At 31.0% G+C, this 14,393-nt stretch carries 17 protein-coding genes; 16 read left to right on the forward strand and 1 reads right to left on the reverse strand.

Translation table 11 applies throughout. From position 1 onward, the window contains the following. Window positions 1-74 precede the first annotated feature (74 nt). Both EQM13_RS04480 and glnA read left to right on the forward strand, forming a co-directional pair. Complete coding sequence (locus EQM13_RS04480; RefSeq protein WP_114217942.1) at window positions 75-848, forward strand: S-methyl-5'-thioinosine phosphorylase; 774 nt, start codon at window positions 75-77, stop codon at window positions 846-848. A gap of 140 nt (window positions 849-988) precedes the next feature. Further along, entirely contained in the window at window positions 989-2,341 is a 1,353-nt protein-coding gene (glnA, locus tag EQM13_RS04485) for a type I glutamate--ammonia ligase (protein ID WP_128752047.1), read from the forward strand. A 56-nt stretch (window positions 2,342-2,397) separates the two neighbouring features. On the opposite strand, the gene EQM13_RS04490 is transcribed toward glnA, so the two are convergent. After that, window positions 2,398-3,276 (reverse strand): TrmH family RNA methyltransferase, encoded by an 879-nt coding sequence (locus tag EQM13_RS04490; protein ID WP_128752048.1) that lies wholly within the window; start codon window positions 3,274-3,276, stop codon window positions 2,398-2,400. Between the two features lie 275 nt (window positions 3,277-3,551). On the opposite strand from EQM13_RS04490, the gene EQM13_RS04495 reads away from it, so the two are divergent. The 14 genes from EQM13_RS04495 (at window position 3,552) to EQM13_RS04560 (ending at window position 14,387) form a co-directional block, all read left to right on the forward strand. Next, the gene (locus tag EQM13_RS04495) at window positions 3,552-4,163 is read left to right on the forward strand and encodes a hypothetical protein (protein WP_071140309.1); all 612 of its coding nucleotides are present in this window, start codon (window positions 3,552-3,554) and stop codon (window positions 4,161-4,163) included. A gap of 1 nt (window position 4,164) precedes the next feature. After that, the gene (locus EQM13_RS04500; protein ID WP_071140310.1) at window positions 4,165-4,419 is read left to right on the forward strand and encodes a hypothetical protein; all 255 of its coding nucleotides are present in this window, start codon (window positions 4,165-4,167) and stop codon (window positions 4,417-4,419) included. Between the two features lie 14 nt (window positions 4,420-4,433). Next, entirely contained in the window at window positions 4,434-5,699 is a 1,266-nt protein-coding gene (locus tag EQM13_RS04505; protein WP_071140311.1) for an NAD(P)H-hydrate dehydratase, read from the forward strand. Window positions 5,700-5,704: 5 nt separating this feature from the next. Continuing rightward, a complete protein-coding gene (locus EQM13_RS04510) occupies window positions 5,705-6,310 on the forward strand; it encodes a LolA family protein (RefSeq protein ID WP_071140312.1) in 606 nt (201 codons plus the stop codon). Window positions 6,311-6,325: 15 nt separating this feature from the next. Beyond that, window positions 6,326-7,501, forward strand: coding sequence for an alanine racemase (alr, locus tag EQM13_RS04515; protein ID WP_071140313.1), 1,176 nt, complete (start codon window positions 6,326-6,328; stop codon window positions 7,499-7,501). 118 nt (window positions 7,502-7,619) lie between these two features. After that, window positions 7,620-7,901 carry a CopG family ribbon-helix-helix protein gene (locus tag EQM13_RS04520; protein WP_071140314.1) on the forward strand — a complete coding sequence of 94 codons (282 nt, stop codon included), beginning with the start codon at window positions 7,620-7,622 and terminating at the stop codon, window positions 7,899-7,901. Further along, the gene (locus tag EQM13_RS04525) at window positions 7,898-8,245 is read left to right on the forward strand and encodes a type II toxin-antitoxin system PemK/MazF family toxin (protein ID WP_071140359.1); all 348 of its coding nucleotides are present in this window, start codon (window positions 7,898-7,900) and stop codon (window positions 8,243-8,245) included. The genes EQM13_RS04520 and EQM13_RS04525 overlap by 4 nt, the downstream gene beginning before the upstream one ends. A gap of 97 nt (window positions 8,246-8,342) precedes the next feature. Next, on the forward strand, window positions 8,343-8,795 hold the full coding sequence (locus EQM13_RS04530) for a hypothetical protein (RefSeq protein ID WP_071140315.1): 453 nt from the start codon (window positions 8,343-8,345) through the stop codon (window positions 8,793-8,795). 18 nt (window positions 8,796-8,813) lie between these two features. Further along, entirely contained in the window at window positions 8,814-9,878 is a 1,065-nt protein-coding gene (locus EQM13_RS04535; RefSeq protein ID WP_071140316.1) for a GNAT family N-acetyltransferase, read from the forward strand. A gap of 9 nt (window positions 9,879-9,887) precedes the next feature. Then, complete coding sequence (locus tag EQM13_RS04540; RefSeq protein ID WP_071140317.1) at window positions 9,888-10,820, forward strand: PIG-L deacetylase family protein; 933 nt, start codon at window positions 9,888-9,890, stop codon at window positions 10,818-10,820. Window positions 10,821-10,864: 44 nt separating this feature from the next. After that, window positions 10,865-11,992, forward strand: coding sequence for a glycosyltransferase family 4 protein (locus EQM13_RS04545; protein ID WP_071140318.1), 1,128 nt, complete (start codon window positions 10,865-10,867; stop codon window positions 11,990-11,992). Further along, window positions 11,992-12,483 carry a DUF4330 domain-containing protein gene (locus tag EQM13_RS04550; protein ID WP_071140319.1) on the forward strand — a complete coding sequence of 164 codons (492 nt, stop codon included), beginning with the start codon at window positions 11,992-11,994 and terminating at the stop codon, window positions 12,481-12,483. Before EQM13_RS04545 ends, EQM13_RS04550 begins: the two co-directional genes overlap by 1 nt. Window positions 12,484-12,501: 18 nt before the next feature. After that, the gene (locus EQM13_RS04555; RefSeq protein ID WP_071140320.1) at window positions 12,502-13,059 is read left to right on the forward strand and encodes a hypothetical protein; all 558 of its coding nucleotides are present in this window, start codon (window positions 12,502-12,504) and stop codon (window positions 13,057-13,059) included. Beyond that, window positions 13,050-14,387, forward strand: a complete 1,338-nt coding sequence (locus EQM13_RS04560; protein WP_128752049.1) for an O-antigen ligase family protein — start codon at window positions 13,050-13,052, stop codon at window positions 14,385-14,387. The genes EQM13_RS04555 and EQM13_RS04560 overlap by 10 nt, the downstream gene beginning before the upstream one ends. The last annotated feature ends 6 nt before the right edge of the window (window positions 14,388-14,393 follow it).

The following is a 14,393-nucleotide window of genomic DNA, read 5'->3' on the forward strand; positions in this document are numbered from 1 at the left end:
TTGAGATGAAGTTTATTTGTGATATAATGGTTATAGTATGAGAATATTTCTATTCTTTGGGAGGAAAGAGGATTATGTTAAAGGCTATAATTGGTGGTACGGGAGTATATGATATAGGGGATAAAATGAGTGAAAAAGCTGTGTGGACTGAATATGGTGAAGTTTTAATAGATGTAGTGGAAGTTCAGGATGAGGAAATAGCTTTTTTAGCAAGGCATGGTAAAAATCATTCTGTTCCTCCTCACTTGATAAATTACAGGGCAAATATGAAGGCACTGAAAAAGGTCGGAGTAAAATATGTATATTCGACGGCAGCCGTAGGTTCAATGAATGAGAAATATAAACCGGGCAGCATAGTAGTAATTAAAGATTTTATGGATTTTACAAAATCGAGACCCTCTACTTTTTATGAAGGCAAAGAAAAGGGAGTAGTTCATGTCGATATGAGGGAACCCTACTGTAGAAATTTAATAAAACTTTTCTATGAGGAAGCAAAGAAAGAAAATCTTCCTATTGCTGGAGAAGGAGTTTATGTATGTACTGAAGGTCCGAGATTTGAAACCGCTAGTGAGATTAAAATGTATAAGTCCTTAGGAGGAGATGTAGTAGGTATGACTAATGTTCCGGAAGTAGTTTTGGCAAAGGAATTAGGAATGTGCTATAGTACTGTAGGGATTGTAACAAATTGGTGCAGCGGAATAGATAATCTTGATACGGCAATCCATGATATTTCTCAGGCAATAGGAGATAAGAAGGAAAAAATAACAAAGATATTTACAGAAATATTTAAAAGAGAATTGGATCAGGAAAACTGTAAATGTAATAAATCTTTTATTAGATTAAAATAGGTTTTCTCATCGGTTGCAAAAAATAAATTTAAAATATTTTTTGTTGAAAACATTATCCTCTGAAATATCACCTTGACTTTTTCATGGTAAAGAGATAAAATTAAAAAATATTTATTGAAATATGAATAAGGAGGATCAGCATGAAAGAGTTGAAGGGTGAAAAAGAAAATCAGATTGAAAATATCAGAAGAATTATTAAAGAAAAAGAGATCAGATTTATAGTTCTTCAAATTACAGATATTTTTGGAAAATCTAAAAAAGTCACTTTACCTTCCAGTCAATTGGATAAAATACTTGCTAATGAAGTCATGTTTGACGGTTCATCAATTGAAGGTTTTACCAGAATAGAAGAATCAGACATGTACTTATATCCTGATTTATCCACCTTTGTGGTACTTCCTTGGAAAACTCATGGAGGAGAAAATACTGCCCGTATAATATGTGATGTATATACTCCTCAGGGAGAACCATTTGTTGGCTGCCCAAGGCACGTTCTTAAGTCAGCTTTGAAAAAAGCAGAAGATATGGGATATGATTTTTATGTAGGACCTGAACCGGAATTTTATATATTTGGCTTGGATGAAAACGGAAATCCTATATTAGATAGTAATGATAAGGCAGGATATTTTGACATCGCCCCGTTAGATGAGGGAGAAGAAGTAAGGGAAGCTATAGTTCTTACTTTAGAAGGATTAGGCTTTGAAGTGGAAGCTTCTCATCATGAAGTAGGGCCGGGACAGCAAGAAATTGATTTTAAATATGCTGATGCCTTAACTACTGCAGACAGAATTACTACATTCAGATATGTGGTTAAAAAGGTAGCAGATGATTTAGGGCTCTTTGCCACCTTTATGCCGAAACCTGTGACAGGAATTGCGGGTTCGGGAATGCATTTAAATATGTCACTTTTTAAAAACGGAGAAAATATATTTTATGATAAAAACACAGAAGATCACATCAGTCAAGAAGCTCTCTATTTTTTAGGAGGAATTCTCAAACATGTTAAAGGATATCTGGCTATAACAAATCCTTTAATTAATTCTTACAAAAGGTTGGTTTCAGGATTTGAAGCTCCTGTCTATATAGCTTGGTCCGAAAGAAACAGAAGCCCGTTGGTTAGAATACCCGCAAAAAGAGGTTTGTCTACAAGATTTGAACTTAGATGTCCTGACCCTTCATGTAATCCCTACTTAGCTTTAGCAGCTGTTCTTACTGCTGGCCTTGACGGAATAAAGAATAAAATTGTTCCCCCTGCACCTATTAATGAAAATATCTATTCAATGAGTTCGAAGGAAAGAGAAGAAAAAGGAATAAAGTGCTTACCCAAAAATATTTTTGAAGCAATAGATGAGTTTTCAAAAGATGAATTAATAAAAGATGCATTGGGAGCGCATATAACTAATAAATATATTTCCGCTAAATTAAAGGAATGGGAAGAATACAGGCAGATAGTTCAGCCTTATGAGATTAAGGAATACCTTAAGGAATATTAATTAGCCCCTGATTGCCAAATTTTTAATAGATAAAAAATTAAGATAAGAATTAATTCTTATCTTAATTTTTTTTGTTTTAATGTTATTTCATATAGTACTACTGTTGCTGCAATAGCCACATTTAATGAATCACAGTCTCCGAACATGGGAATGGAAACGGAAGTATGATTTGTGCTGTACCATTCTTCCGATATACCGTATTTTTCGCTTCCCATTACTACTGCTATTCTTCCAGTGTAATTCGATTCGTAAAAATTTAAATTTCCTTTAGTATCTGTAAGGATTATCTTAAAATTATTTTTATTGAGCCATTTTATGGTTTCGTCGAAATTCGAGTCGATAACCGGTACCTTAAAAAAACTGCCCATACTGCTTCGTATAAGCTTAGGATGATTTAGCCGAATTTTTCTGTTAGTAAAAATTACTCCGTCTACATCGGTAGCATCTGCCGATCTTATTATAGTTCCTACGTTTCCCTGTATTTCCAATCCATCAAGGATGACCAAAGTGCTGTTATTTTTTAATGGAATGTCTTCTAAACTTTTAATGGGTAAATAACATACTGCAATGAGACCTTGAGAATTTACCTTTTCACTTATAGCTTCAAATACTTTCTTTGAAATTGCAAATATTTTTTGAGTACTTTCGGCATAGCTGTTAACTAATTCTTGGGCTTCTATGGTATATATTTCTTCAATGGATATTAAAAAATATTTTATTTTAATATTATATTTTTCAACCATGTTTAATTCCCATATTCCTTCTACAACACCTAATTTTTCGGGATTTGGTTTTGTGTTTTTATTCAGAGCCCTTATAATATTTATTATTCTATTGTTTTTGCCTATGAATTGAATTTTATTTCCGTATCTTTCTTTAAATATATTTTCTTTTTCTTCCAAAGTATAAGATTTTAAATCTGTAAAATGGTTCATATCATTTTCCTTTCATTAATATTTTTATATTCCATAGGAAAATCATAATTTCCTTAATATATTAATGCTTCAATAGAGGCCTTTTTTATGAGACTAAATTCCTATTTTTTTGATTTAATAAAAATTGTTTTTTGAATAAAATTCTTATATTCAGCTATAAAGGCATTTTTAAACCCTATTTAATAATATCATACATTCCGTAAAAATTTAACATCTAAAATACTTTTTAATTAATAGCCCTGTTTATAGTATAATTAAATTAAGGGGGTATGGAAATGATTTTAAAACAAATAAATATAGATGATGATATAATGGTAAAAAATAAAATTCCAATATTAATTGAAGATAAAAATTGGATTAAGCTATTCGAAGACGTAGATTGTATAGATATTCAAAAATTAAAAAAGAAACTTGAAGAGTCTTTAGAATCTGAAAGAAATTTATTTAAAGAAATAGATGATCTTCAATATAGAAAATCACAGATCATGAAGAAGATCCTTGAAGTGTCTAATGCGGTTAATAATAAAGAAGAATTTGAAGAAGTTGATAAATTGGATGATTATAAGGAAGAGATTTTATCAATTAATGAAAGGGCAGATGAATTATCTCTTGATTCCGAAGCGATTTCTAAAGAAATTGAGGAGATAAATTTTCAGCTTTTGAAATCTACAATAGAATATGGATATAATATTTTAAAACAGGAAAAAGAAAGATTTAATTTTTTAGTAGAGGAAATAGATAGAATGAGAGAAGAAACTAAAACCCTTATAAATGAAAAGTATGATCATGAAGAAAGAATAAATGGCATATATATATTTCTGCATAATATGTTGGGAAATGACGAAATAGAAAAATTAGATAAAAGAATATTAGATAGAGAGGGTTAATATGCTTATTAAAGTTATATTTTTGATACTATTGTTATTAGGAGTTTTAGAAATATTTTTTGGATTTTTTACGATGATAATTGAAAGATATATTCGAAAGAAAAAATTAGATGATAAATCAAAAGGAAAAATAAAGTTATTTTTTGTTTTAATATTTTTTATAGGAGTTATATATTTTCTGTTTCAGTTTGTTATAGTTATGGCTAATTTATTAGGAATAAATTTAGGCAAAAGATTTACCGACATATTCAGATAAAGGAGATATTAATTATGATCGTGAATGTTGGTACCGATATTGTAAAGGTGGAAAGAATAAAAAATATATTAGAAAGATATGATGAAAAATTTTTAAATAGGATTTTTACTAAAGAGGAAATAGAATATATCAGATACAAGAATAAAAGTTTTACTACTGTAAGCGGAATGTTTGCCGGAAAAGAAGCTGTATTAAAGGTCTTAGGCATAGGAATGGGGAAAATTTCATGGAAGGATATAGAAATAATTCATGATAAGAAAGGTAAACCGTCAGTCAGATTGAGAGGAAAGGGATATTCTATCTTTAGTGGAAAAACTATAGACAATATTCATATCAGCATAAGTCATGAGAAAGATTATGCTATAGCCTATGCTGTAGGAGAAAGAAATTCCTGCGGCGATGAAATTGTTGTTGATGAAAATATGATTTCTATATTACCTAAGAGAAAGAAGGATTCCTATAAAGGAAATTACGGAAGAGTAGGAGTGATAGGAGGAAGTTTGAAATATACCGGAGCTCCTTTTCTTTGCAGCAAATCTTCTTTAAAGACCGGAAGCGGATTGGTATATTCTATAGTTCCCAAATCAATAAGAGACATTCTTTCCGTTAAATTTACGGAAGAAATAGTAATTTCTGTTGAAGATGATAAAAAAGGATTTTTTAATTTGTCTTCAATGGATGAAATGTTAAATCAAATAAGTGAAATGGATGCTTTGGCTTTGGGACCGGGCATTGATCGAGACGAGGAAACAAAGGAAATGGTATTTGAAGTACTGAAAAACTTTAAAGGCCCTATAGTACTGGATGCAGATGGACTTTACTTTCTATCCTTTGATTTGGATGTTCTTTATGAAAGAAAAGGACCGACCGTTATTACACCCCATATGGGAGAATTTTCAAGGCTTATTAAACTCTCTCCGGAGGATATAAAACTTAACAAAATTAAGTATTCTAAAAATTTTTCTGCAAAATATAATGTAATAACTGTTCTTAAAGGGGTAAATACTATTGTTGCAAGTCCGCAAGGAAATGTTTATGTGAACAGAACAGGAAATCCGGGCATGGCTACAGCAGGAAGCGGAGATGTCTTGACGGGCATAATATTGAGTTTGTTAGGGCAAGGTATTGATGAGTTTCATAGTAGCATGTTGGGGGTATATGTTCATGGACTTTCGGGAGATCTTGCCAAATTATCAAAGGGAGAATACGGCATGACCGCAGGAGACATAATGAATAGTATACCTTCGATATTAAATATTATGGAAAAAAGGTTGGGATAATTTTAATGAAAAAATTATTTGTTGGTAGTATAATTATATTGATACTTTTACTACTTTTATTTAAGATACCAACAGATAAAGATAATTTGTATGAATTACAGAAGACCATCAATAATTTTGAAAATTACTCGACGATTTCAAACATTACAATAATGAATCAAAATAAGAAATCTACATATAAAATAGAAGAAACGTTTGTAAAACCGGATAAATTTAAATTGAAAATTATTGAGCCAAAAGAAACAAAAGGGTGTATAATTATATATAATGGAAATAGGCTTTTTCTAAATCAGCCTATTATAGGTCAGTCTATTTCTATTGATAAAGTGGATAGCCTGGATAAAGAACTTTTTATGGGAGATTTTTTTAGAAACTTAAACCTTTTGGAAGAATCACATATTACCCAGGAAACCATTGAGGATGAAAAGTATATAGTAATTAAAATTCCTATGATTAATAAGAGCGACTTGAGGTATTACCAAAAGGTATGGTTTAACATAAAGGATTTTACTCCTTATAAGCTGAATTTGCTGGATAAACATGATAATGTAAGCGTAGAGATACTATATGAGAATTTTTGTTATGATACTGTAATTGAAGAAGAATTTTGAGGAGGGAATCGTAAGATGAAAGAATTAGAAGAAACAAGGCCTGTATGGGCGGAGATAAATCTTGATAATTTAGCCCATAATATTAAAGAGGTGAGAAGATTAACTAAAAAAGGAACTATGGTTACTGCTGTAGTAAAGGCAAACGCTTATGGTCATGGGGCCGTTGAAGCTTCAGAGGTATTTTTAAATAACGGAGCAGACAGATTGGCTGTTGCAACTTTATCAGAAGGTATAGAATTAAGAAAAGCAGGGATAAAAGCTCCCATCCTTATATTGGGATATACTCCGGGTTCTCAAAATCATACGGCAATTGAATGGGATATTATACAAACGGTTTATAGTTATAAGGATGCAGAGAATATTTCTAAGGAAGCCAAAAAACTTGGGGAAAATGCCGTAATCCATATAAAAATTGATTCCGGTATGGGTAGAATCGGATTTCTTCCCAATGATGAAAGTGTTAAAGAGATAGAAAAAATATCTCATTTGCCTTATATTACAATGGAAGGAATATTTACTCATTTTGCAAAGGCAGACGAAAAGGATAAAAGCTCTGCAAGGGAACAATACAAAAAATTTAATTGGGTGATGGAAGAACTTGAGAAAAAGAAGATAAACATTCCCATAAAGCACGTATCCAATAGTGCTGCTATAATAGATCTGCCGGAATATAATCTTGATATGGTAAGAGCAGGAATAATTATATACGGTTTATCTCCGTCTAAAGAAGTAAACTTAAATAAAATTGATCTTAAACCTGCATTGACCTTAAAAGCCAAAATATCAAATGTAAAAACAGTCCCTGAAGGAACAGGAATAAGCTATGGGCAAATATTTGTGACAAAAAGAGAAAGTAAAATTGCTACTGTACCAATAGGATATGCCGATGGCTTTACAAGACTTTTAACAAATAAAGGAGAGGTTGGGATTAAAGGTAAAAGAGCTCCTATAGTAGGGAAGATATGCATGGACCAATGTATGATAGATGTAACGGATATAGATGATGTAAAAGTAGGGGACGAAGTGATACTATTTGGAGATGGGAGAGACAATTCTCCTCATACTGATGAAATAGCGGAGAAACTCGGCACTATAAATTATGAAATAGTGTGTATGGTAGGAAGACGTGTTCCCAGAGTATATATAAAAGATGGAGAAATAGTAAATATTGTAGATTATTTATTGGAATAATATAAATATATGGCTTACCGTTGACATGGCGAAGATAAAATAATATACTTATTTTAAGTGTATCTTGCGAGGGGATTATTTTGTAAGGCTTCAAAGCTTGGGGGTGCGATTAATAAATATGGCTGGGACTAAAAAAATTATGATAAGTTTACCTGATAGCTTATTGGAAGAAGTAGATTTTATAGTATCAATTGAAAAAAAGAATAGAAGTGAATTTGTACGAGAGGCTATGAAACTGTACATTAGGGAAAAGAGCAAAGTGGAAATAGAAGAGAAGTTAAAGAACGGATACAAAGAAATGAGTAAGATTAATTTGTCCATAGCTGAAATAGGTATGGAACAGGATATGAGAGAATTGTATGTTTACGAAGCAAAATTAACAGGGTGTGAACAATGGTGATTATAAAAAGAGGAGATATTTTTTATGCGGACTTAAGTCCGGTTATAGGTTCCGAACAAGGAGGGGTTCGGCCTGTTTTAGTAGTTCAAAATGATATTGGGAATAGATATAGCCCTACAATTATTATAGCTGCGATTACATCTCAAATAAATAAGGCTAAATTGCCTACACATGTGGAAATTAATGCGGAATATGGTCTTCCAAGAGATTCTGTAGTACTTTTAGAACAAATAAGAACTATAGATAAAAAAAGGCTTAGAGAAAAAATTGGAAGGTTCAGCGATGAAATGATGGTTAAGGTTGATGAGTGCATAAAAATAAGTTTAGGGTTAGTGGACCTTTGAAATAAGCATGAAAAAAAACATGCTTATTTTTTGATGTAATTTTTTGTTTTACATAATAGAAATGTATAGTATAATCAATAGAAGGAGGAATTTTTTTATGGAAAGAAAAACAAAAATAGATATATTTTTGTTAAGTGTATTGATATTAGCATTAGTGTTAGTATCTTTGGGGACAAGAAGTTTTTCGGAGCCGGGAACAGAAGAAGATCCGTTGGTTTCTCAAACATATGTAGAAAAGAGGATAGATCAGCTCAGATATTATATAGATGAAAAGGTATCAGGAAAGAATAAGTTAGAAATAGTAGAAGTAGAAGAAGGTCAATCAATAATAGGTAGTTCGGGGACAGAAATAATACTTAGAGGTGGAAAGGGTAAAGTTATAGCTGGGCAACTGGGAGGAATTTGTGATGTTACCGACGGAAAAGATCTTCAAATGGATGAAAACGTGCCTGCAAATCATATGATTCTTATACCAAGAGACGATGGGAGAGGAATATATGCAGCAGACAAATTGATTCTTATGGTTATGGGAGAATATGAAATCAAATAGATGAGAAGAGGGATTTAATTGGCGGAATTAAGACCTTACAAAATAGGAGACGAAGAAGGAATAGTCAAACTTTTTAATGAGGTATTTAATAAAAATAGAAATGTAGAATATTGGAAATGGGAATTCCTTAAAAACCCTTATGGACAAGGAGTAATGGCTTTGGAAGATGAAAATGGCCGAATAGTGGGACAATGTACTCTTCTTCCTTCCAAAATGCAGTTGGGAGGCAGAGAAGTTTTGGGAGGACAATCAATTGATGCCATGGTTCATAAGGATTTTAGAAGAAGGGGATACTATGAGCATATGGCATTTTATTCCTATGAATTGGGAATAAAAAGAGATATTAAATTTAGATACGGGTTTCCGAGTAAACCAGCTCTTCAGGGAATACTTGAAAAGCTGGGAGGAAGCTTGGTTTGTGATATTCCCCTATATATGGATGTATACAGGATAGATAATTTAATGGAGGACTTGATTAAAAATAAAATTTTAAGTAAAATATTAGCTGTACCTGCAATGCTCATGGTAAAAATATATAGAGGAAAAGTTATCAAAAGCAAAAATACTTATGAAATAGAAGAAATCACTTCTTTTGATAACAGATTTGATGAATTTTGGAAAGAGGTAAAAGATAAGTATCCTACAATGACTGCAAGAGAAAGTGTATTTTTAAATTGGAGAGTGAAGGACCATCCTACCATACCTTATAAGACTTTTGCAGCAGTCAAAGACGGCAATATTAAAGGATACATAATTTTTAAAGTTGAGGAAAAATTTGTCAGAGGAAAATATCCTTTAAAATTTGGGAGTATTGTAGACTTGGTTGGAGAAAATGAAGATGTTATAGTGTGCTTATATGAAAAGGCTAAAGAATATCTGAAAACTGACGGAGTTAATTTTACTGTATGCTGGATATTGAATGGGATGATATATGGAGAAACGATTAAAAAATTGGGATTTATTAAAACTAAAAGTACCATTCCCTTTGCAGTGAAAAATTTGACTGAAAATCATGAAATAGACCCTTATATCTTTGAAGAAAAAAATTGGTATTTAATGCCAATAGAATCGGATATATATTGAGGTGAGAATATGATAAAAAGAATAATAAAGATATTATTGAAATATCCCATTATCCTATTTAATAAAATTTATACTTATTATTATTATAAAAACAGTTCTAAAAATGATAATATTGATGTGGATGATATGTTTAAAAGAGGGAAAAATGTTCTTGTATTTTCACCTCATGTGGACGATGAGACGATAGGATTGGGAGGAGCCTTATTAAAGCATAAAGATAACTCTGATGAAGTATCTGTCGTATATATAACAGACGGGAGAGGAAGCACATCAGAATTTTCTGAAGACAGAACGATAGAACTGAGAAGAAAAGAAGGAGAAGAATTAAAGAAAGTTTTAAACATAAAGGAAATGTATTTTTTAAATGAAGAGGACGGACAAGTAGATTCAAATAAAATTGAATTAATCAATGAAATATGTGAAATACTTAATTCAGTTAAACCGGATATTATCTATACTCCATTTTTGATTGATGGGCATAGGGATCATGTAGAGACTACTAAATTACTTATAAATGCCTTGAGCAAAGAGGGAGGAAATTTTGAAAATATATATATGTATGAAGTTAACTGTCCTATTATGCCTGAAATTATAAACAGTATGAATATTATGGAAGATGATATATTTAAAAAGAAGGAAAAATTATTTTCAATATTTAAATCTCAATGGGCAATGGGTTTCGACGCCTTTATCCTTTTGAACCGGAGAAAAAAGCTTATATTAGATAAGGGAGCCGCGGCAGAAGTATTTGTTAAGGGAAATTATGAGGAAGTCAAAAAAATTAAAGAGTTTCTTGAAACAGAAAAATTTGATTGCAACAACTTTAGACAATTAAGTAGTGAATACAATCTTTTTTTATCATTTCGAAAGGGGAAAGCTTATAAAAAAAAGTACAGCCACGTAGTAAATGAATTTATTGAAAGAAAGGCAGTATCACAATAAGGAAATCAGAAGGGAGGAAAGCTCCATTGAGGAGCTGAAGAATAATGAAAGTACTTCATCTTATAAGCGGTGGAGACACTGGTGGGGCTAAAACTCATATTATATCTTTGCTTAAGGGTTTAGGGAAAAATATTGATGCCAAGGTTATTTGTTTCATAGAGGATACATTTTATGAAGACGGGTTAAAAGCAGGTATTAATATAGAAGTTTATAAGCAAAAAGAAAGATATGATTTAAGTGTAATTACAAGACTTGAAGAAGAGATTGAAAAGGAAAATTATGATATTATCCATTGCCATGGAGCAAGGGCCAATACTATCGGTATGCTTTTAAAGAGAAAAATTGATAAACCTTTTGTTACTACTATACATAGTGATTATAAATTGGATTTTAAAGACAATGTTTATAAAAGAATAGTGTATACGGCAATTAATTCTATTGCATTAAAAAAATTCGATTATTATATTGCCATTTCCAATAACTTTAAAAAAATGCTTATCGATAGAGGTTTTGATGAAAAAAAGATATTTATTGTCTATAATGGAATAGATTTAAATGAAAAAATAGAGTATGTTAATAAAAAAGAATTTCTTGAAAGATATAATATTTCAGGAGAGAATAAAATTTTAGTTGGAATAGCGGCAAGGCTTGATGCCGTAAAAGATCATGAAACCTTTATAAAAGGGGCCGCTGAAGTTTTGAAGAAGAGAGATGATGTTATATTTCTCATTGCAGGTGAGGGAAATGACCAAAAAGAGCTCGTCTCTTTGACGGAAAAATTGAATATATCGGATAAGGTATATTTTTTAGGATTTGTAAAGGATCAATATTCGTTTTTTAATGCAATTGATATTAATGTCCTTACTTCTTTAAGTGAAAGCTTTCCTTATGTAATATTAGAAGGAGCGAGGGTTAAGAAACCTGTAATAAGTACTAATGTAGGAGGTATAAAAGATTTGATAGAAAACGGATACAATGGTTTTCTTATCGATGTGGGAGATTATCGTGCTCTTTCAAAATATATACTTAATCTTTTGGAGGATAAGAGTATAATAAAAACTATGGGAGAAAATCTATATAATAGTGTAGAAGAAAAATTTTCTTCTGATAAAATGGTAAAAGATCATATTAAAACTTATAATGAAATTTTGAAAAACAGGAGGCAAAAATAATGAAGATAATAAATGAAAAGGGAAAATTATTTGGAATAATAAATATAATTGATTTGGTGGTAATAGTTGCTCTTGTATTATTAATAGTAGGCGGGGTTAAAAGATTTGTAACAACAAGGCCTGAAATGGTTTCGGATTCTAAAAAGGCAATTATAACGATAGAAGTTTCCGAAATAAGAACTCCTACAGTAGAGGGGCTTGTAGTTGGAGATCCTTTGTATCATTATGACAAGGGAACTTATCTTGGAAAGATAGTAGATAAAACCGTTGAGGATTACAGAGAACCTGTGGAAAGCGGAGACGGACGATGGGTTAATGCAGTGGTTCCCGACGAATATGTAGCGATACTTACTGTTGAAAGTGATGATGCAAAAGAAACACAGGATGCGGTAATAGCAGGAGGAGAACAGATTAGGATAGGTGCTCAGTACAGACTTAAAAATAAAAAAGTTGCGGTATTTGGGACTATTTTAGGTGTTGAAGTAAAATAGATTCTTAGGAGTGGTAATATGTACAGTAGTATATTTGTAGGCATACTTTCAAAGATATGGAACTTTATTAGAAAAAATTACGAATATAGTATATTAAAAAGAATTTTGAATTTTATAGGAAGAGGAATTAAAGCTTTATTTAAAGGTTCTGTATTTGCAGGTATTTTTATTTCAAACAGAAAGCTTATAGAGGAAAGCTTATTATATAAAATTTATAGGATATTTATAAAAGGCATTAATAAATTCATCGAGTTTATTAAGAAAATAGTTACTAAAGACAAGAAAGGAAGTATTATAAGTAATTGTTGTTCCGTGTTATTTAAAGATGATGTTTCTATAATAAATACTTTTTCCTTTTTCTTTATTTCCTTTGGAATATTTATTATTATAAATGATATGGTCAGAGGGAAATTTACAGGTAAATCCTATATTGTATCTTTTATTTTAATTATTTTTTCTTTAATGAGCTTAAAATTGGAAAAAAATTATAAAGAAATATTGGAAAACAGCTTTATGTTTAATTTTGTAAAAAATTTATTTTTAATAGATGAGGAAAGAGGGGAGAAATGGTGGTAGAAAAAATTCATAAAAAAGAACTAGTCCTCCCTATAGCTTTGGGAATAATTTTTTCTCTAATATATTTTGAATTGCCTTTGAAATATTTCGCCGCTTTATTTATGGGAACGGTAGTAGGAATATTGATACTTCATGATATAAAAATAGGAATATTTTTGGCTCCTCTTTTCATTCCATTTTTGCCTGATATGGCAGGATTGATTTATTTGATTTTCATTTTTGCTGCTTTTTTGTATAAAGGTACTTTTAAAAGAATAAATCCTTTAACTACGAATTCCATAGATACTCCTATTGCTCTTTTTGTTATTGCGATAACTATTTCGACTATTACAAGTTTAAATCCAATGGGAAGCTTCAGGGATTTTGCTATTCATATTTCTGCTATTGCTTTTGCTTTTACGGTAATGAATAGTATAGATAATAAAAAGGATTTGAATATATTATTAACGGTAATGGTATTTTCTGCAACTTTAATAGCCCTTTACGGATTTTATCAATATAAGGTAGGAGTCAAGATGGAGGATAAATGGCTGGATATGGCCAATAATCCGGGTGTAACCACTCGAATATTTTCCGTATTCGGTAACCCTAATATATTGGCGGAATATTTAATAATGTCTACGCCTGTATCTATAGGATTATTTTGGTATAATAAAAGGTTTTATAAAAAGGTCATGTTTTTAGTCACTTCTTTAATATTGATGCTGGCATTGATTTTGACTTTATCCAGAGGAGGTTGGCTCGGATTTGCCTTTGGAATGTTGGTGTTTGTTTTATTGGTGGAAAAGAGGCTTTTGCTTTTGCTGATTCCTCTAGGAATAGGAGGAGTATATTTACTTCCTGAAACGATAATGAACAGAATAATGAGTATAGGGAATTTAGCAGATTCATCCAATGCTTACAGAATTAAAATTTGGAAGATTGCTATTGATATTATAAAAGATTTTCCCATTGCCGGTGTAGGATTTGGCTATATTCCTTTTAAACAAGTTTTTGAAACTTATATAAGAACTATGCCTGCTTATCATGCCCATAATACATATCTTGAAACTTTGGCTGAAATGGGGATAGGAGGATTTATTATATTTATAATATTAATATTCATTTTGTACAAATATTCAATAAAGAAACTTATAGTAAATCAAAAGGATAGATATATCCGTACTGTGTCGGCAGGGGTTCTTTCAGGGCTGTCAGCTATATTGGCCCATGGAGCTGTGGAAAATGTCCTATATCTTCCTAAAATAATAATTACATTTTGGTTCTTAGTATCTTTTATTTTAGTACTCATGCGTATATCAGATAAATCTGTAGGATTAGATAGGTAAGAAGGA

This window comes from Acidilutibacter cellobiosedens, assembly GCF_004103715.1.
Taxonomy (GTDB): Bacteria; Bacillota; Clostridia; order Tissierellales; family Acidilutibacteraceae; genus Acidilutibacter; species Acidilutibacter cellobiosedens.